The following is a 20,247-nucleotide window of genomic DNA, read 5'->3' on the forward strand; positions in this document are numbered from 1 at the left end:
AGTTAAATTATTTATTGTTACGTTCTGCACTAATTTGAAGGTATGCGTTCACAAAGCGGAACATTTTTTGTGCTTGTGGGTCTTTTAGTAACTTTAATAGACCGAACAGGCCGATAACTTCGTTGCTTTCGTCAGCACGATCTTTCGCTTCGATAGCAGTTGCAGCCATGCTTTTCACTGTATCTTTTACAGGTTCTACAAGCTCTGTGATTGCACCAACAGTGTCGCTTTTTAATACTTCATCAGTAGCAACAGTTTGAGCGAAGTCATAAGACTTAGTTAAAATGTTAACAAGCTCAGTTAATTTTGGAAGCTGTTCTACTAGTGTTGTTAATGATTCTTGTACCTCAGGTTTTAACAACTGATCAAGTACATCAAGTTGTCCTTGGCTAGCAGAAATTTGTACAGTTTCTTGTTCTGGCTTTGTTTGAGTCATAGTTTCTGGCATCTCCAATTCTCCTTTACGATAGCAATACTCTTATTTTTGATAGGTAAGATAGTAAACGTTTGCGAAACTTTATACAAAGTTTCACAAAGCACAATAAAATGCCTTTAAATTTATGCCAGCAAGTAAGCTGAAATCATAAATCCAAAACCACAATGTCCTACCTATTATTTATGAACTGTCCGATACATGGCTTGTCCGCATAATGGAAAGTTCCTTTATCGGAAAGTGTATATAATATATATCCTATATTATATACTATATGCACCTATGTTAACATAAAAATGATTCCTAATTATTTGATATTAAGTGTATAACGTAGTACTGACAAGGCATGAAAGCGCATAAATTATTTTGTTAAGCTTAGAAATATACATATATATAAAGAAAAAAAGGAAAAAATGGACAAATATATGTTCATTTTTTCCTTTTTTTATTGTTCACCTTCTGTAATTAGCATCGATGTATTACCGCTTTTTTCAAGATGGCATTCGCCCCAAGTGCAAAGAGAATCAAGAATGGATTCTAAAGACCAACCGTAGTCTGTAAGGGAATATTCTACTTTCGGTGGTACTTGGTTGTATATCTTTCTTTGAATAACTCCATCTTCTTCTAACTCGCGTAATTGTTGTGTTAACATCTTTTGTGTAATACCAGGCATAAGACGTTTTAATTCACTCGTTCTCTTTGTACCTTTCGTTAAGTGGCAAAGAATAACGACTTTCCATTTTCCGCCGATAACCTCTAAAGTCGCTTCAACGGGAATGTTATATTTCTTCATATAAAAATCTCCTTTGATGAATGTAGATTTCAGTTCTCCAACAAAAGAAGCTAAATAATTTAAATGTTACTAAAAAGTGCCTATAGCACTTTAAAGTACGTACTTTTTATCATGTTGAATATGTTCCATAATAGCATACGTAAGAGGGAAATGAGTAGTACGGTACTAAAAAGTGCCTATGTTACTTTTTGGTACCTATCGTACTTTTAAGTGCGTTCTTCAAAAAAAGAGTGAAGCCATTCATAATAGCATATATGAGCAGTAAAGTTATTTTTGTAGAAGAAAAAAGGCCTTTTTTCATACTATTATGATTGGATTTCTCGCATTAAGGAGGAGTTCAATTGAATTCATATACAGTATCTTCTTCGGCAATGCAGACGAATCGAAGAAGTATGTTTGCTTTATTAGCATTAGCCATTAGTGCGTTTGGAATTGGTACAACCGAATTTATTAGTGTTGGTTTATTACCATCTATTTCAGAGGATTTACATGTTTCTGTTACAACAGCGGGTTTAACCGTTTCTTTATATGCGTTAGGAGTAGCATTTGGTGCCCCAGTATTAACGTCATTAACAGCTAGTATGTCGCGAAAGACGTTATTAATGTGGATTATGATTATTTTCATTATTGGTAATGGAATTGCGTCAGTGGCAACAAGTTTTACTGTGTTACTTATGGCGAGGGTTGTATCTGCGTTTGCACACGGCGTTTTTATGTCGATAGGATCCACAATTGCGGCTGCACTTGTACCAGAGAATAAACGTGCAAGTGCAATTGCATTTATGTTTACTGGTTTAACTGTTGCGACCATTACAGGCGTACCAATTGGAACATTTATCGGTCAACAATTTGGCTGGAGAGCATCGTTTATGGTAATTGTGGCAATTGGAATCGTTGCCTTAATCGCCAATAGTATGCTAATTCCTTCTAACTTAAAAAAAGGTACGTCTGTATCATTTCGCGATCAATGTAAGCTGATTACGAATGGAAGACTATTACTGGTATTTATCATTACTGCATTAGGGTACGGGGGAACATTTGTAACATTTACGTATTTATCTCCGCTATTACAAGAAGTAACAGGATTTAAAGCAAGTACGGTTACAATTATTTTGTTAGTGTACGGAATTGCAATTGCGATTGGGAATATGGTTGGCGGAAAATTATCAAATCATAATCCGATTCGAGCATTATTTTACATGTTCTTTATTCAAGCGATTGTATTATTTGTTTTCACATTTACAGCACCGTTCAAAGTCGCTGGACTCATCACAATTATTTTTATGGGACTATTCGCATTTATGAATGTTCCAGGGCTACAAGTGTATGTCGTTATATTGGCTGAACGATTTGTACCTAGCGCTGTTGATGTAGCATCTGCGATTAACATTGCAGCATTTAACGCAGGGATCGCTCTTGGTGCTTACTTGGGCGGTATTGTAACGAACTCGTTAGGGTTAATTCATACAGCTTGGGTAGGGGGAATTATGGTAGTAGGCGCTGTTATGTTAACAGCGTGGAGTATGACATTAGAAAAAAGAGATCAAGTGGAATAAGGGAGAGAAAATATAATGAAAAATTTACAAAGTACAACAACATTGCATAACGGTGTAAAAATGCCTTGGTTCGGTTTAGGTGTATTCAAAGTAGAAGATGGACCGGAACTTGTAGAGGCTGTGAAATCGGCGATTAAAGCAGGATACCGCAGTATCGATACAGCTGCGATTTATGGAAATGAGAAAGCAGTAGGAGAAGGAATTCGCGCAGGTATAAAAGAAGCAGGGATTTCGCGAGAGGATTTATTCATTACTTCAAAAGTGTGGAATGCAGATCAAGGATATGAAACGACACTTGCTGCATATGAAGAAAGCTTAAAAAAATTAGAGCTAGATTATTTAGATTTATATCTTGTTCATTGGCCTGTGGAAGGGAAATACAAAGATACGTGGAGAGCGTTAGAAACACTTTATAAAGAGGAACGCGTGCGTGCAATTGGCGTAAGTAACTTCCAAATTCATCATCTGCAAGACGTACTAGCAGGTGCAGAAATTAAGCCGATGATTAACCAAGTAGAATATCATCCACGTTTAACGCAAAAAGAATTACAAGCGTTCTGTAAAGAGCAAGGTATTCAAATGGAAGCATGGTCACCACTTATGCAAGGTCAATTATTAGATAACGAAACATTGCAAGAAATTGCTCATAAGTATGGTAAAACGACAGCTCAAATCATTTTACGTTGGGATCTTCAAAATGAAGTTGTAACAATTCCGAAGTCAACGAAGGAACACCGAATCGTTGCGAATGCTGATATATTTAATTTCGAATTAACGAAAGAAGATATGGAGAAAATCGATGCGTTAAATGAAAATCACCGCGTTGGTCCAGACCCTGATAATTTTGATTTCTAAAAGTATAGCGGAGAAGAAGAGTGCAAACAGTTTGCACTCTTTTTTTGTTTTATTTATGCATAAAAAATTTTTCTAACTAAATAATAAACAGTAGTAAATTTGCTATTTTATAAGGGGTTGTAAACATGAATATAAAACGATCGTTCAAGCTAATGGCCGCTTTTTTGAGTGTTTTAGTTGTATTTGCGAACTTATTATTTCCACTTCAAAAGGCCTTCGCAGAAGTTATGGATCACACGAAGTATGAAATGGATTGGAGTTATAGTAAGTCAAAGAAGAAACCAATTCGAACAGAGCTTATTAAAACAGCAGATGGTAAAATCGCCTTTTGCTTAAATGTAGATTTGAAGTCGCCAAGCGGCCAAGATTTACCGGAAATGGGGAAAGTGGATATTAATGTGTACCGTGTACTATTGAATGGATATCCACAAAAGAGTCCACAAGAATTAGGTGTTTCTGATTGGAGAGAAGCACATTATGCAACGCAGCTTGCAGTATGGAATGCGTTAAAGCAAATCGATATTAATGATTTAGATTTCCGAAATAAAAATGTAGAAAAGGTAACGAAACATATCGTTGCAAAAGCAAATGCTAGTGAGGAATTACAAGAAATTACGATGAGCGTCGTGCCATCAGAAGAACAACAAGCAGTGTTGAAAAATGATTTCTTTGAAACAGGTTTATATACAGTAGAAACAAACGCGAAAAGCGGAACGTATAAGGTGCAAGCAACAGGTGCACCAGCGGGCGCGAAGTTTGTAAATGAAAAAGGCGAAGCGAAAACGGAATTTAATGTGGGAGAAAAGTTCCGCATCTTAATTCCGAAACAAACACCAGCTGGTGGGTTTAGCTTTAAAGTATTAGGGAATTTAACAAAGTTACAAGGGATTGCGCATAAAGGGACACCGACTATTCAAAATGCAGTTGTATTACTTGAAAGAAGTGAGGAAAAAACAAGTCCGGAGTTATCGGTAAGTTGGAAAACAACAAATGGTCATGATAACAATAAACCACATACTCCAAATGAACCACATAAACCGAATCAAAAGAGATAATGAAAAAGCATTGGCTGTGTGCCAATGCTTTTTTATACGAATGATAAAATTATATTAGGAAAATTAAATGTGGGATAAAATTACTGTTTATACAGTTTAAACTCTATTTAGGAATAATATAGATATATTAAAATTCAAACGTTACAATTAATAGATTGTATTCACGAAATTGTAACATTATTCTGATTGGAAAGTCTATCAAACAGTGTAGAAAGCGTGTAAAATTCAGTTGGAAAAACTACCTATAGATGGTCATATATGAAGGAAATGTAAGTTTCTATTATTATTCACAACTTTAGATGTATAGATGACAATACTGAAATATATCTTTTACTATTCTCTTTTTTTATGTAGAGAGAACTCATCACAAGTAGAGGGAAGTGAGGAGGATACGTTACATAAAAATTTTTATAATGTAAGAAAGTGAATACATTGAGAGGAATGCGGTAGTAATTGATACAGGTGCGCGAGGTGTCAGTCTATTCGTTAAATGTTTTTATAAAAATAATAGGATGTCTTATTAAATGAATATTTATATAGGAAGGTTTTTCTAAATAAAGGAACAGGGGACACAGATTATGTCGAAGAAAAAGACGAGTAGGGTATTAGTGGCTGGAATATGTATATCTACATTATTATCGCCAGTAGCTTTCGAAGCATCGAAAGGATATGCGGCACCTTTGGAAGAAAATAAAGGTGGTAAATTAGAAGAGGTTAAAGAGAATAAATTTGAGCAGAGGACGTTTCATGTACCTGGAAAAGGTGATATAGAAAAGGAAACAGAACGCTTAAAAGTAACTTTTCACCTTTCGGTTAACGAACCGACTGGAATTTATGCAGCGCCAAATGAAAAGATTACAATTGAAATAAAAGGAAAGCAGTCTATTCAAGCTTTTATAGGAACAAGATCATATGATGAAAAGGATCCTGAAAAGTTTGATTTAAAACCTGGTAAAAATGTTATTTCATCATCAAATGGTGGTATTTTGTATTTTTATAATATGAATGACGAAGGTGAGGTAACGGCTTCTGTTACGAATGGTGGAAGTCACTTTCCTTTGTTTATTTTAGGTAAGCATACGAAAAAAGATTTTGATGAAATGTTGAAGAAATATAAAGATCCTTATGCGGTGGAATTAAAAGGTGAGAGAAGTTTAATTACTGCGAGTTATAGTGCTGTTCAAGATCATATGAACGATACAGATCCAACAAAGTTAATGGAATTACATGATAAGATTATTCGTTTGGAAAATGCAGTAGCAGGATTATCTGAGGACGGTATTGGAGTCGCGAAATCTCCAAATCATTACGTTCAGTTCGTTGAAAAACTGAATCCTGATGAAGATGACTTTATGTTTGCAACAAATTATCATACAGGATATATTCCAAGCGCAATGAATAGAGTTTTAGATATAGAAGTGCTTGAAAAGGACGGCTGGGGACCATGGCATGAAGTTGGACATTTACATCAACAAAGGGCTTGGGACTGGGGTGCTGTTGGAGAAGTAACAGTCAACATTTATTCTTTAGCAGTACAAAAAGCATTAGGGAATAAACTAGACATGGAAGAACATTATGAAAAATCATTTGAGTATTTACAAAGACCTATTGAGGAAAGAGTAATTGATGAAATTAATCCGCTTACGATGTTTTGGCAATTAAATGTAGTGTATGGGGAACATTTCTATCCTAGGTTACATCAAGCTTATCGTTTGTTACCACAGAGTGAAATGCTTGCGTCTGATGAAGAGAAAAAGCAAATGTTTGTTTATATGACATCAAAAGTGGCAGGGCAAAATTTAATTCCTTTCTTTGAGGAATGGGGATTAACGCCAAATGATGATATTAGAGAGAAAATAGAAAAATTAAATTTACCTAAATTAGAAAAGGAAATTTGGAAAGCTACAGATAGTAATGATATTCGCGAGAAGCAAGTTGAAGCATACGAAGTTCCATATGGTGAACCATCTAATGAGATGAGAAATCTTTTAGTTGGTACAGATTTTGATGAAAATGAAGCAAGTAAGCTTGTTCAAAAGTTAGGTGAGAATGTAAAAGTAACAGGTAATATTATATGGCCTAAATTAGAGAATGGGAAACAGGAAGTGTTAGTAGAAATTGAGGATGAGAAAGGAAATGAAAATTTAATTCCTGTCCAAGTCAATGGGATTTATGGCGACAGTATCATTTTTCAAGGACTTTCAAATGATGTAATGTCGACGGTGATGCTTCATCACAATGAAAAAAAATTAAATGCAAACTTTACTAATAATAAAATACATTACCGTTTTGGAAATGAAGAATATATGGGCTTAAAGCTATATGATCGAAATGGGATTGAAAAGAAAAGTGTATTAGCAGAAGGACAAGAAACTGGAAAACGATTCGCGCTGGAACTAAATGGAGTGGATTTTGAATATGGTGATGTAGTAAAAGTATTCCACGCAGAACCAAGCCGTCTGAAATGGTACCAAAATAATAAACTTGCAGATCAAGGGGAAGCTAAAAATAAAAAAGAAAAATTCTTTAAGATTACTCCGCAAGGATTTGAATTAAAAGATAGTTTACAAGAAGTAACGGCGAAACCACAGCAAGTAGTAGTCGGAACCAACATTGAAAAGCTAGATCCAAAAGCTTTTGTTGAAGTAAAAGACGGTGAAGTAATCGGTTTTGTAGAAAAACCAATTACAACAAAAATCGGTGAACAAAAGGTAAAAGTAGAAACGAAAGATCGTTTCGGAAATAAGCAAGTGACGGAAGTGTCTTTAGAAGTAATTTATGGAGATAGTATTGCGTATGTAGGATACAATAATGAAATTGCTTCAGTTGTAACGTTAAAGCATGAGGAGAAGAAATTACATGCGATTGATATGAATAAACAAATTCACAAATATTTTGATAAAGAACAATATATGGGAATCACTTTATATGATCAAAATGGAACAGTGAAAAAACATGTAACAGCAGAAGGGCAAGAAACTTCAAAGAACTTTGCAGAGCAAGTGAATGGAGTGCAGTTTGAGTATGGAGATGTTGTGAAAGTATTCCACGCAGAACCGGATCGTTTGAAATGGTATCAAAATAATACCCTTACTGGTCAAGGTGAGAAAAAAGGGGCAAAAGAACTATTCTTCAAAGTGACAGAAAAAGGCTTTGAGAGAATGGATATGTTGCAAGAAGTAACAGCAAAACCACAGCAAGTAGTAGTCGGAACCAACATTGAAAAGCTAGATCCAAAAGCTTTTGTTGAAGTAAAAGACGGTGAAGTAATCGGTTTTGTAGAAAAACCAATTACAACAAAAATCGGTGAACAAAAGGTAAAAGTAGAAACGAAGGATCGTTTCGGAAATAAGCAAGTGACAGAAGTTCCTCTAACAGTAACATATGGAGATAGCCTATTAGTATATGGATTAGGTTATAGAGATGGTGACTTGAAATCAATTGTAACTCTGCATCATGATACGCAAAAATTTAGTGCGACAGATACAAAGAATCTAATTCATGATTACTTTAAAGATGAAAAGTATTTTGAATTCACAATGTACGATAAAGAAGGAAAAGCGAAGAAAAATATAGCGGTAAAAGGTTTAGAGAATACGCAAGCTTTTGCCAAGGAAGTAAATGGGCTTGCATTTGAGTATGGAGATGTCGTGAAAGTATATCATGCGGAATCTTCTCGTTTACATTGGTATCAAAAAGATGTATATGTGGGCGAAGGGAAGAGTAAAGAGATAAAGGAATTAGTCTTCAAAATCACTGAAAATGGATTTGAAAGATTAGACGGCGAGCAAACAGTAAAAGCAAATCCACAAAAAATAGTAATCGGAACAAATAGCGAAACGTTAGACGCGAAGAACTTTGTTGAAGTAAAAGATGGAGAAGTAGTTGGGTTTGTGGAGAAACCAAATACAGCGAAAATCGGTGAACAAAAAGTAAAAGTAGAAACGAAAGATCGTTTTGGAAATAAAAAAGTAACAGAAGTAGCATTGGAAGTAACGTATGGAGATAGTCTTGTATACAAAGGGCTTAGTGACGTAATTCGTTCTATTGTAACGTTCAATCATGAAGAGCAGAAATTACATGTAACGCATACAAATGAACAAATTCATAGTTACTTTAAAAACGAATTATATATGGGGATTACACTATATGATCAAAACGGAACGGAGAAAAAACATGTAACAGCAGAAGGACAAGAAACTTCAAAGAATTTTGCTGAGCAAGTAAACGGAACTTCCTTCCAATATGGAGATGTAGTGAAAGTATATCATGCCGAATCAGATCGTTTAATTTGGTATAAAAATAGTGAGTTAGTTGGAAAAGGAGATAAGAAAAAGTTTAAAGAAATTTCCTTTAAGATTACTCCGAATGGCTTAGAACAAGTGCAATAATAAAAAGCTCGTAAACATAATGTTTACGAGCTTTTTCTATTATTCAGCTTCCGAAACAACTGTGAAGCGTTCGTTTACGTGTTTTGGATTTTCGATTTCATCAAGTGCTGCTACTGCGAAGTCTTCGTAACTTACGTAGCTATCACCTTTTGCGTTCACAAGAAGATTGTCTTTACCAGCTTTGTAAGAACCAGTGCGTTTTCCTAATGCGAATAGTGCAGAAGGGCTGATGAATGTCCAAGTGATGTCGTTTGTTTGTTGCAAGATTTCTAAGTTTTTACCTTGGTTTTGAGCAGTTGCAAGGTATTCTTTCGGGAAACCTGGTGTCTCAAATACACGTGTTGTTTTCTCTTCGTCTACAAATAAGCTTCCAGCGCCGCCAACTACAAGTAATTTTGTATTTGGTGCACCTTTCATAGCTTCAATAAGTACGTTTCCTGCATCTACGTGAAGGTGTTCTTCGCCTGCTGGAGCACCGAATGCATTTACAACTACGTCAAATGCTTGTAGGTCATTAGATGTAAGAGAGAATACATCTTTCTCTAAAACTTTTACGTTTTCTTCTGTAATTTTTGTAGCGTTTCTTACGATTGCAGTTACTTCATGTCCGCGATCTAATGCTTCTTTTAAAATACGACTTCCTGCTTTACCAGTTGCTCCGATAATTCCGATTTTCATAATAAATCCCTCCAAAGTGTTTTGTTAAAGTGTATATCTGAAAGTAAATGAATTTGTTGTAATTAGGTTTGTTACAACCCGTTGTAATCATTATAGTTACAGGTTGGTGTTTTTGTCAATAGGGTTGTTGGTGAATTTATTTTTGGTTTTAGTATGCACAGTTAGAGGGAGGGTAGTCATAAAGATATTGTTACTGTGAGCCTGGCTAATATTTGGAAATTGCAAATTGTCGAAAAATGTTGATTTTTGAATGTTTTTTAAATATAATTCGTTTTATGGAGAAAAGGAGGGGTTAATTGTATGAATATTTTAGAGCAATTTATTTCATCAACAAATACAATTCTTTGGTCATATATTCTTATTGCGATGTTAATTGGTTTAGGTCTTTATTTTTCTATTAAATTGAAATTCGTACAAATTACTCATTTAGGGGAAATGGTTCGACTAATGAGTGATGGATTAACTGGAAAGACGCGTAAAAAAGGTAGTGTATCTTCTTTCCAAGCGTTCTGTATGAGTTCAGCAGCTCGTATTGGTATCGGTAATTTAGCTGGTGTAGCGTTAGCTATTTCTATGGGAGGACCTGGCGCAGTATTTTGGATGTGGGTTATTGCGATTATCGGAGCTTCTTCAAGTTTCGTAGAAAGTACGCTTGCACAAATTTATAAAATAAAAGATGGCAGTGGCTTCCGTGGTGGTCCTGCTTATTATATGGAAAAAGGTTTAAATAAACGTTGGATGGGAATTTGGTTCTCTATCCTTATTACAATTAGTTATGGTTTAATTTTTAACTCAGTACAAGCAAATACAGTTACATTAGCATTTAAAAATGCTTTTGGTATTGAGCGTTATATTGTTGGGATTGCATTAGCTGCATTAGTTGCGGTTATTATTTTTGGTGGTGTAAAAAGTATCGCACGTATGTCGGAAATGATTGTTCCGCCAATGGCGCTTATTTATATTGCGGTAGCTATTTTTGTTGTCATTAAAAACTTCTATTTAATACCAGATGTGTTTACGGAAATCTTTAAAGGTGCATTCGGTTTAGATTCAGCTGTAGGTGGCGGTATCGGTGCTGCGATGAAATATGGTATTCAGCGCGGATTATTTGCGAACGAAGCAGGTATGGGTAGTGCGCCGAACGCGGCAGCAACAGCTGATGTAACGCATCCAGCAAAACAAGGTTTTATTCAAACAATTGGCGTATTAGTAGATACATTCTTAGTATGTACATCAACAGCATTTATCGTACTATGTTCTGGTGCATATAAAGCAACGAATTTAGAAGGTATTGAACTAACACAAAATGCATTAAGTTCACAAATTGGCCCGTGGGCAAGTAGCTTCTTAGCGATTATTATTTTCTTATTTGCTTTCAGTTCGCTTCTAGGAAACTACTATTATGGTGAAACGAATATTGAATTCATTAAACAAAGTAAAACGTGGTTAACAATTTACCGTATTGCGGTAGTTGGAATGGTATTATTCGGTTCTGTAGCAACGCTTCAAGTTGTATGGAATATGGCAGATTTATTTATGGGTCTAATGGTAATTACAAACTTAATTGCGATTACACTTCTTGGACGATTTGCATATGCTGCATTGGCAGACTATGTAAGGCAAAAGAAACAAGGAAAAGATCCAGTCTTCAGTGCAGATTCTATTCCTGGTTTAACGAACACTGAGTGTTGGGATAAGTCAGCGGTAACCAATAAAGAAAAAGCAGTATAATGAAAAGGCGAGCATCGAGATGAATTCGGTGCTCGTTTTTTTTATTGTAGTAAATGATGAAAAGAGTGAGAGGTAATTATTAATATAATTTTTGTTTGTTCATTTCTCATGTTATTTGTAGGGGACCTTCTGTCTTAATGCTATGACTGGTCGCATAGGATGAGTGATTTTGTATTGGATAAATGCGCGTATTGGTTATAGTTTTACGTAAAAAAACACATATGTTAAATAAGTTAACTCACTCATGTTAGAAAACCTAACATAAAGTTCTTGATTACTAAGAGTTTTTAGAATATAATTTTCTTATTGTTAGGAAGAGGGGGCAATGCAATTATGGATTTTTTAGCTAAGGTAATTGGGGATATAAATAATGTCCTTTGGTCATATATCATTATTGCGATGTTAATTGGGTTAGGACTTTACTTTTCGTTTCGTGTGAAATTTGTCCAAGTTCGTTACTTCGGTGAAATGATTCGATTGCTTGGGGATGGGGCAAGTTCGAAAACGAGGAAAGCGCAAAAGGAGAAGAGCGGTGTATCATCGTTCCAGGCTTTTTGTATGAGTACAGCTTCTCGTGTAGGTACTGGTAACTTAGCTGGTGTAGCTATCGCAATCTCAGCAGGTGGACCAGGAGCAGTATTTTGGATGTGGTTAATCGCGGTAATTGGGGGTGCTTCTGCATTTGTAGAGAGCACATTAGCGCAAATTTATAAAGTAAAAGATGGAAATACGTTCCGTGGTGGCCCAGCATATTATATGGAAAAAGGATTAAATAAGCGCTGGCTTGGAGCTATTTTCTCTGTATTAATAACAGTAAGTTTCGGATTAATTTTTAACGCTGTACAGTCTAATACTGTAGCGGCTGCTTTTGATGGGGCATTCAAAACAGACAGTAGATTAGTAGGTCTTGTAATGGCTGGTTTACTAGCAGTTATTATCTTCGGCGGAGTAAAACGAATTGCACGCGCGGTTGAAATGATTGTTCCAGTAATGGCAATTATTTATGTAGCAGTGGCATTATTCGTTGTTGTAACAAACATTACGGCAATTCCATATGTATTTAAAGAAATTTTCTTACATGCTTTCGGAATTAAAGAAGTAGTAGGTGGAGGATTAGGAGCTGCGATTTTATTAGGGGTAAAACGCGGATTATTCTCAAATGAAGCAGGTATGGGTAGTGCGCCGAATGCAGCTGCGACTGCAAACGTAACGCATCCAGTTAAACAAGGTTTCATTCAAACTTTAGGGGTATTTACAGATACATTATTAATTTGTAGTTGTACAGCATTTATCATTCTTTTATCAGATGTGCATAATGCAGCTGATCTAAATGGTATTCAATTAACGCAGCAAGCATTAAGTCAACATATCGGTCCATGGGCATCTATATTTGTAGCAGTGGCAATCTTCTTGTTTGCATTCAGTTCATTAGTAGGTAACTACTACTATGGTGAAACGAATATTGAATTCTTAAATGGAAGTAAAGTGCTATTAAATGCATACCGCATTGCTGTACTTGGTATGGTTATGTTAGGGTCTGTCGCAACAATTCAAATCGTTTGGGATTTAGCAGATTTATTCATGGGAATTATGGCTGTTATTAACTTAGTGGCAATCGTATTCCTTTCTAAATATGCTTTCGCAGCGTTATCAGATTATATTAAGCAGAAGAAACAAGGAAAAGATCCGGTCTTCTACGCAAATTCAATTCCAGGTCTGAAAAATACAGAGTGCTGGGAAGAGCAAGTAGCAGATAAAGAAAAAGCGGTATAATGAGGTGGGCATCAAGTGAAACTTGATGCCCATTTTTTTGTTTTATCTAGCTATTTGTTAGAAGTAAAAGACGAACATTAATGGGTGTTTCGTAATAAAATGTAATTTTTTAAAGAAAAGTGCGGATATGAGTTGTGATTTATGTTAGAATGGAAAATGCCTTTGAAACAAGAGGTTTTATGATTTTTTCTATCCAATTGAAGATTTTGGAGGAGAAATGGAAAGTTCGGATTATTTCTTGTTTTGAGTGGTCAGACGTTCAACGTTAATGAAGAGTTAAATGGAGGATTTTATTAATGAAGTTTGTTATGTTTCTTGTAGGATTGCTCGTTGTATTCGTACTCGGTTTTCTTATAAGCTCCGATCGAAAGAAGATTAAGTATAAACCAATCACAATCATGCTTGTTATTCAGCTAACGTTAAGTTATTTCTTATTAAATACGCAAGTTGGTTATATTTTAGTAAAAGGAATTTCAGATGGATTTGGCGCGCTTCTTGGATATGCGGAAGCTGGAATCGTTTTCGTATTTGGCGGTCTTGTTAATAAAGGAGAGGTTTCATTCTTCTTAACTGCATTATTACCAATCGTATTCTTTGCCGTTTTAATCGGAATTCTGCAACACTTTAAAATTTTACCGATAATTATTCGTGCTATTGGTACTTTGTTAAGTAAAGTAAATGGTCTAGGAAAACTAGAATCATATAACGCAGTAGCAGCTGCTATTGTTGGGCAAGCGGAAGTATTTATTACAGTAAAAGATCAATTAAGTAAAATCCCAAAACATCGTTTATATACATTATGTGCATCTTCCATGTCGACAGTATCAATGTCAATCGTCGGTTCTTACATGAAAATGATCGAACCAAAATACGTAGTAACAGCACTTGTATTAAATTTATTTAGTGGTTTCATTATTATTCATATTATTAACCCGTACGATATTACAGAAGAAGAAGATACACTGAAGTTAGAAAATAAGAAAAAACAATCATTCTTTGAAATGTTAAGTGAATATATTATGCTGGGTTTCACAATTGCAATCACAGTAGCGGCAATGTTACTTGGTTTCGTAGCATTAATTACAGCAATTAATAGCTTGTTTGACTCAATGTTCGGAATTACATTCCAAGCTATTTTAGGATATATTTTCTCACCATTAGCATTCGTAATGGGTATCCCGCAAGCAGAGATGGTAACAGCGGGACAAATTATGGCAACAAAATTAGTATCAAACGAGTTTGTTGCGATGCTTGATCTTGGAAAAGTAGCTGGTGACTTATCAGCGCGTACAGTTGGTATTCTTTCTGTATTCCTTGTATCATTTGCGAACTTCTCATCAATCGGAATTATCGCAGGTGCAACGAAAGGTATCGATGAGAACCAATCAAATGTAGTATCATCATTCGGTCTACGCCTTGTGTACGGTGCGACATTAGTAAGTATTCTATCAGCGATTATCGTTGGTGTTATGTTATAGAAAAAGATGGCCCTAGCTCATAGCTAGGGCTATTTTTTATGGTAAATTTGCATGAAAAAACCAATTAATTAGGAATATATTAACATATAAAAATCTTTTAAAATTTATATTGCATTTCACCTAGATAACGCTTACAATTTGATTTGTAGGTGGTATCAATTTCAGACTTTCAAGTATGGTAGGAGAGAAGAGGCTACCTTTAATAAATTGCAATTTATGTAAACGCTTACTGATTTTAGATAACAGTTGAATAGTATTTAGGGGTTTTAAATTTTTTTAACATCAATGGTCAGACGTCATTCGTTATACGTTATACGACCAATAACTCGTGGGAGAAGTGGAGGATTCACATATGAAAATAGTAATGTTTCTAGTCGGTTTACTTGTAGTATTTGTACTAGGTTTCCTTATCAGTTCAGATCGTAAGAAAATTAAATATAAACCAATTGCACTTATGCTTGTTATTCAATTGGTGCTTGCATATTTCTTACTGAATACAAAGGTCGGATTTGTATTAGTAAAAGGGATTGCAGATGGATTTGGCGCTATTTTAAAATTTGCGGAAGCAGGGGTTAATTTCGTATTTGGTGGTCTAGCAAATGATGGACAAGCACCATTCTTCTTAACAGTATTATTACCAATTATTTTCTTAGCAGTACTAATTGGGATTTTACAACATATTAAAATTTTACCGATTATCATTCGTGCAGTCGGTTTCCTATTAAGTAAAATTAACGGCTTAGGAAAACTAGAATCATATAATGCAGTAGCAGCTGCAATTGTTGGTCAAGGTGAAGTATTCATTACAGTAAAAGATCAATTAAGCAAATTACCAAAAAATCGTTTATACACACTTTGTGCATCTTCTATGTCAACAGTATCGATGTCAATCGTCGGTTCTTACATGAAAATGATTGATCCAAAATATGTAGTAACAGCACTTGTACTAAACTTATTTAGCGGATTCATTATCGTTCATATCATTAATCCGTATGAAGTAAAAGAAGAAGACGATATTTTAGAGTTGCAAGAAGATAAGAAACAAACATTCTTTGAAATGTTAGGCGAATATATTATGCTTGGTTTCTCTATCGCTGTAACAGTAGCGGCGATGTTAATCGGTTTCGTAGCATTAATTACAGCAATTAACGGTGTATTCGATTCAATTTTCGGCATCACATTCCAAAGCATTTTAGGATATGTATTCTCACCATTAGCATTTGTAATGGGTATTCCAACATCAGAGATGTTAACAGCAGGACAAATTATGGCAACGAAATTAGTAACGAACGAATTCGTTGCAATGCTTGACCTTGGTAAAGTAGCTGGTGACTTATCAGCTCGTACAGTAGGTATTTTATCTATCTTCCTTGTATCATTTGCGAACTTCTCATCTATCGGGATTATCGCAGGGGCAACGAAGAGTATCGATGGCAAACAAGCAAACGTTGTATCATCATTCGGTTTAAAACTTGTATACGGTGCAACGTTAGTAAGTATATTATCAGCGATTATCGTTGGGGTTATGCTTTAATAAATTAAGAAAAGCAATGAGTGTAGGCTCATTGCTTTTTTTGTTTAACTTGCTTTATCCAAGTCTCTTTTAAAACGTGGTTTCTCTAAATAAGTTCCCAGTCTCCAGACATATTCCACTGGCCCCATTCGGTATTTCTGGAGCCAATAGGTGCTAACGAATAATTGAATCATATAAATTCCGATGGTTAAAAGAATACCGAAGAAATAGCCGATTTTCCCGTATAAGCCAAATCCATATGCGTAAAAAATGGTTGTTGCGATAATAGATTGCGCTAAGTAATTACTAACGGACATTTTCCCCATGTTCGCCATGTATGTTAGTAGACGGGTTGCTTTTTTGTAATGGAATAATAAAATGATTGTGCTTCCGTAAAAGAAGGTCATAGTTACTGGTGTAAGGCCATCTTGTAACATAATTAAAACCGGGTGTTTTATGAACATAGCTAAGATTTTAATTGTAAAAGAGAAGAGACCGGTGGCAAACCATATTTTTTTGACAGCAGGTATATGTTTACTGACCTCAAATAGCCAGCCTTTTTTCCCTACATACATTCCGAGTAGGAACAGTGGAGACATAAAAATTATTGCGAAAACTGATATAAAAAATAATCCGAATGCACCGTCAATTCCCATGTAATCAAAAGGATTTTCAGTCAATCTAAAGTTGACGTGATCCATATAGCTTCCAGTTTGATGGACTTTATGTTCTTTTTCAGTATAAGGTGCGAAATCATTTATATTTGTAGATGGATCAGTTTGATAAGACATAAGTGTAGTAAGTGCGAGTAGAATAATCGCCCAAATAAGCAAAGTTTTCGGTTTTCGATTGATGAATATCATTAAAAAAATCCCGATTATTCCGTATGCAAATAAAATATCTCCCTCCCAAACAAAAGTGCCATGAATGTAGCCGAGTAGTAAAAGAATGATAATACGTCTTATGTATGTGGGGAAGAATTTTTTTCCTTTTGCGATAATACTTTTTTGTAACAAAATAATGCTAAGCCCAAATAGAAAAGAAAATAGGGATATAAAGTTATGTGTGCCGAAAAATTGAATAAACCAATTAGCACCTTTATCAAGATCGCCAAATAGATAAGTTGGTTTTTCACTGGTGAAGAACCCAAATTGAATTAATGTCATATTGACTAGTAAAATGCCAAACAAAGCGAAACCACGAATTGCATCAACAGCTTCTACACGTTGATTCATTTTTCCTCTCCTCGTATATTCGTTTTTATATTGAAAATAATACCATTTTATATCTGGCGCTATGTCAAATATGAGGAAATTTAAGGTGATTTTAAGATAGAGAGCAAACAAAAAAATCACCTTAATACATGTATTAAGGTGATTGAAATATTACTCAGCTGGAGGCGTAAATGTACGTTTCTCTAATTCAGCATCTAGCATAAACAGTGCGTTTGAATCGCTTGTAATACGTTTTAGTTTTTGGATGATGCTATCGAATGAAGCTTCTTCTTCAACTTGTTCGTCAACGAACCATTTTAAGAATGTAATTGTTGCATGTTCACGCTCATCCCAAGCGATATCAGATAAGTTGTAAATACGTTTCGTTACTTCACGCTCATGCTCAAGTGCGACTTCAAAAGCGTTTAATACAGATTCGTATTCGTTATTCGGATTATCAAATCCAGTAATAATAGCGCGCTCACCGCGGTCGTTAATGTAGTTGTAAAGCTTCATTGCGTGGAAACGCTCTTCTTCAGCTTGTACAAGGAAAAAGTTAGCGAACCCATCATAGCTCTCAGCCGTACAGTAGGCAGCCATTGCCATATAAGCATGGGCAGAGTAAAATTCAAAGTTCATTTGATCATTTAATGCGTCGTGCAATTTTTTAGATAACATAAAATCCCCCTTAGTATTGTGACAAGAATATTATACCATAATTGATAATGTTCTCATTTGGATGTCTCGAACCTTTTCGAAAGCTTTGTGACGTGTGCTTCCATAATGTCTTGTAAATCTAAATCATATTTTTGTGAAAGAATAATAAGATTAGATAGTACGTCACCAAGTTCTTCTTTTAACTCTTGTTTTAGCTCTTCTTCTGTTTTCACGTCTTCATCAGGGCGGTCACGGCCGATTTCAATGGCACGAACAACTCGTGAAACTTCCCCAACTTCCTCTGTTAAGAAATTTAAGCGAATAAAGGAATTATATTGTGACCAGCTTCGTTTTTCGTAAAATTCCTCCACCCATCTTTGAAATGCGACGATATCCATTTCTTCCTCATCCCTTCAATATGTTGTACAATATTCATTGTATCATAACAATATATAGTTTCGGGGTGTAGGAATGAGAAAGATTTGTGTGTTTGCAGGTTCCAATTTAGGGGAGAGGCCAGAATTTAAAGAGCAGGCAATAGCGTTAGGGAAAATGTTTGTTGAAAACGATTATGAGCTTGTATACGGTGGTTCTTGCGTTGGATTAATGGGAGAGGTAGCAAATGAAGTTCTTCGTTTAGGTGGGCGTGTAACAGGTGTTATGCCGCGCGGTTTATTCCGAGGAGAAATTGTGCATACAGGGTTAACAGAGCTAATTGAAGTAGAAACAATGCATGAACGTAAAGCAAAAATGGCAGAACTTGCGGATGCTTTTATTGCGTTGCCAGGCGGATACGGAACGTTTGAAGAGTTATTTGAAGTAGTATGCTGGTCACAAATTGGTATACATAATAAGCCAGTTGGTTTATTGAATATAAAAGACTTTTACGGCCCGATTTTGCAAATGGTTGAACGCGCAGCGGAAGAAGGGTTTATGAATCCGTCCAATAAAGAATTGATCGTTTCAGCTGAGACGGCAGATAAACTAATTCATGAAATCCAAAATTATGAACGTCCTGTTTTAGGAACGAAGTGGAAGCAGCTATCATAATACAATTTTATAGATATTATTGGAAACACATGTCATTTTATCCCGCTTTAATGGGCAGTAAGACCCCCACCTCAAAATTCAGCGAAAGCAAAGAAGTTAGGTGGGGATCAACTGCCCATAAAAGTCCGATTGGTGAGGGCTGATAATCAGTGGGGGATGAAGAAAACCCCCACTGATTAAAGTTTCACTTTATCTTGAAAAGGCATGTGTTTTTAATTTGGTTAAATATGTTAATGTTAAGGTATTATGTTTTCGAAAAAGGAGAAATAGATGGAGGAGTTTGTTTATTTAAGGCCGGTTTTTAAATGTATTTTAGCAGCATCTATTCTTGTTATGTTAATTGTTTCAATGCAGAAGAAAGAGCTAATTAATGAGTTTTCGCTTTGGTTTATTTCGATATTGTGTATCGGTGTTTCAGCAATCACATTGTTTATGACTGGGTTTATTGTTGATGAGTATAATTTAGGTGGAGATTCGGTGTCGTTTGATATGTTTATTGGGATAGTTTGTATTAACGGTTTAAATTTCATTATTTATTATAGACGGAAATAAAAAGAAGGCATTCCGTATTACTTTGGAATGCCTTTATCATTTTGATTACTTTGTTTTTTATACAGGTACCAGCCACCCCAGCCGCCACCAATTGCTACAACAATGAGGAAAGCATAGTCTTTTACCTCGATACGTATGTTGAAAATATTAGCTATAAGTAAGACAATCCCAACTGTTATTAACGCAAAAAATGCTCTAATTAAGTAGTCTTTCAACTGAACCACTCCCGCCATTTAAGTAGTAAATGATGAATATGGAAAAGCCTTTTGGATCTATTTTACGAAAGGGTGTTTCCTATATTTTAACATAAAAAGGATTGTAATATATTGATAAAAGTAGAGGAGAGGGGCGCTGATATTGTCGGTAAGTCAATATAATGAAAAAATCGTTGATATAATTTCATGTATCAGCATGTGCAATCCCCTCATAGAAAAAAGCGACTCTGAACGAGCCGCTTCCGCTTTTAGGTGATATCCAGCTCCAGCGGCTAGAACAGTCGGTTGTTTCACTCCTTCATT

Annotated in this window: 17 protein-coding genes; 10 read left to right on the forward strand and 7 right to left on the reverse strand. The window is 35.3% G+C overall.

The features are described 5' to 3' along the window. Positions 1–7 precede the first annotated feature (7 nt). Both AC3WTI_RS20790 and AC3WTI_RS20795 read right to left on the reverse strand, forming a co-directional pair. Positions 8–448: a DUF1641 domain-containing protein gene (locus tag AC3WTI_RS20790; protein WP_001115309.1), complete on the reverse strand. Its 441-nt coding sequence runs from the start codon at positions 446–448 to the stop codon at positions 8–10. Between the two features lie 430 nt (positions 449–878). Beyond that, the gene (locus tag AC3WTI_RS20795; RefSeq protein WP_076541693.1) at positions 879–1,226 is read right to left on the reverse strand and encodes a winged helix-turn-helix transcriptional regulator; all 348 of its coding nucleotides are present in this window, start codon (positions 1,224–1,226) and stop codon (positions 879–881) included. Positions 1,227–1,597: 371 nt separating this feature from the next. Here AC3WTI_RS20795 and AC3WTI_RS20800 point away from each other — a divergent pair, with 371 nt between their 5' ends. From AC3WTI_RS20800 to AC3WTI_RS20815, 4 genes are all read left to right on the forward strand, one after another. Then, entirely contained in the window at positions 1,598–2,782 is a 1,185-nt protein-coding gene (locus tag AC3WTI_RS20800; RefSeq protein WP_179192028.1) for an MFS transporter, read from the forward strand. A 15-nt stretch (positions 2,783–2,797) separates the two neighbouring features. Further along, complete coding sequence (locus tag AC3WTI_RS20805) at positions 2,798–3,637, forward strand: aldo/keto reductase (protein WP_097840956.1); 840 nt, start codon at positions 2,798–2,800, stop codon at positions 3,635–3,637. A 125-nt stretch (positions 3,638–3,762) separates the two neighbouring features. Beyond that, positions 3,763–4,692 (forward strand): thioester domain-containing protein, encoded by a 930-nt coding sequence (locus AC3WTI_RS20810; protein ID WP_253621666.1) that lies wholly within the window; start codon positions 3,763–3,765, stop codon positions 4,690–4,692. A 578-nt stretch (positions 4,693–5,270) separates the two neighbouring features. Then, positions 5,271–9,083: a putative mucin/carbohydrate-binding domain-containing protein gene (locus tag AC3WTI_RS20815; RefSeq protein ID WP_098904029.1), complete on the forward strand. Its 3,813-nt coding sequence runs from the start codon at positions 5,271–5,273 to the stop codon at positions 9,081–9,083. 39 nt (positions 9,084–9,122) lie between these two features. On the opposite strand, the gene AC3WTI_RS20820 is transcribed toward AC3WTI_RS20815, so the two are convergent. Next, on the reverse strand, positions 9,123–9,761 hold the full coding sequence (locus AC3WTI_RS20820; RefSeq protein WP_087959348.1) for an NAD(P)-dependent oxidoreductase: 639 nt from the start codon (positions 9,759–9,761) through the stop codon (positions 9,123–9,125). 300 nt (positions 9,762–10,061) lie between these two features. Between AC3WTI_RS20820 and AC3WTI_RS20825 the strand changes: the two genes are divergently transcribed. The 4 genes from AC3WTI_RS20825 to AC3WTI_RS20840 all read left to right on the forward strand — a co-directional run bounded on the left by AC3WTI_RS20825 (position 10,062) and on the right by AC3WTI_RS20840 (position 16,277). Then, positions 10,062–11,492, forward strand: coding sequence for an alanine/glycine:cation symporter family protein (locus tag AC3WTI_RS20825; protein ID WP_087959349.1), 1,431 nt, complete (start codon positions 10,062–10,064; stop codon positions 11,490–11,492). A 333-nt stretch (positions 11,493–11,825) separates the two neighbouring features. Next, a complete protein-coding gene (locus AC3WTI_RS20830) occupies positions 11,826–13,265 on the forward strand; it encodes an alanine/glycine:cation symporter family protein (RefSeq protein WP_087959350.1) in 1,440 nt (479 codons plus the stop codon). Between the two features lie 296 nt (positions 13,266–13,561). Beyond that, positions 13,562–14,743 carry a NupC/NupG family nucleoside CNT transporter gene (locus AC3WTI_RS20835; RefSeq protein ID WP_098904031.1) on the forward strand — a complete coding sequence of 394 codons (1,182 nt, stop codon included), beginning with the start codon at positions 13,562–13,564 and terminating at the stop codon, positions 14,741–14,743. Between the two features lie 352 nt (positions 14,744–15,095). Beyond that, entirely contained in the window at positions 15,096–16,277 is a 1,182-nt protein-coding gene (locus AC3WTI_RS20840) for a NupC/NupG family nucleoside CNT transporter (RefSeq protein WP_046198730.1), read from the forward strand. 44 nt (positions 16,278–16,321) lie between these two features. Here the strand turns inward: AC3WTI_RS20840 and AC3WTI_RS20845 are convergent, their stop codons facing one another. The 3 genes from AC3WTI_RS20845 to AC3WTI_RS20855 form a co-directional block, all read right to left on the reverse strand. Then, the gene (locus AC3WTI_RS20845) at positions 16,322–17,491 is read right to left on the reverse strand and encodes a DUF418 domain-containing protein (RefSeq protein WP_097840959.1); all 1,170 of its coding nucleotides are present in this window, start codon (positions 17,489–17,491) and stop codon (positions 16,322–16,324) included. A 150-nt stretch (positions 17,492–17,641) separates the two neighbouring features. Then, positions 17,642–18,148, reverse strand: a complete 507-nt coding sequence (locus AC3WTI_RS20850) for a ferritin (protein WP_000949392.1) — start codon at positions 18,146–18,148, stop codon at positions 17,642–17,644. 53 nt (positions 18,149–18,201) lie between these two features. Then, positions 18,202–18,525: a MazG nucleotide pyrophosphohydrolase domain-containing protein gene (locus tag AC3WTI_RS20855; protein WP_098904033.1), complete on the reverse strand. Its 324-nt coding sequence runs from the start codon at positions 18,523–18,525 to the stop codon at positions 18,202–18,204. Positions 18,526–18,598: 73 nt separating this feature from the next. Here AC3WTI_RS20855 and AC3WTI_RS20860 point away from each other — a divergent pair, with 73 nt between their 5' ends. Continuing rightward, entirely contained in the window at positions 18,599–19,177 is a 579-nt protein-coding gene (locus AC3WTI_RS20860) for an LOG family protein (RefSeq protein ID WP_048528219.1), read from the forward strand. A 270-nt stretch (positions 19,178–19,447) separates the two neighbouring features. Continuing rightward, on the forward strand, positions 19,448–19,729 hold the full coding sequence (locus AC3WTI_RS20865; protein WP_098903992.1) for a hypothetical protein: 282 nt from the start codon (positions 19,448–19,450) through the stop codon (positions 19,727–19,729). Positions 19,730–19,746: 17 nt separating this feature from the next. On the opposite strand, the gene AC3WTI_RS20870 is transcribed toward AC3WTI_RS20865, so the two are convergent. Then, positions 19,747–19,944, reverse strand: a complete 198-nt coding sequence (locus tag AC3WTI_RS20870; protein WP_087959354.1) for a hypothetical protein — start codon at positions 19,942–19,944, stop codon at positions 19,747–19,749. Positions 19,945–20,247: the final 303 nt, after the last annotated feature.

The organism is Bacillus sp. EB106-02-03-XG38, assembly GCF_058792175.1.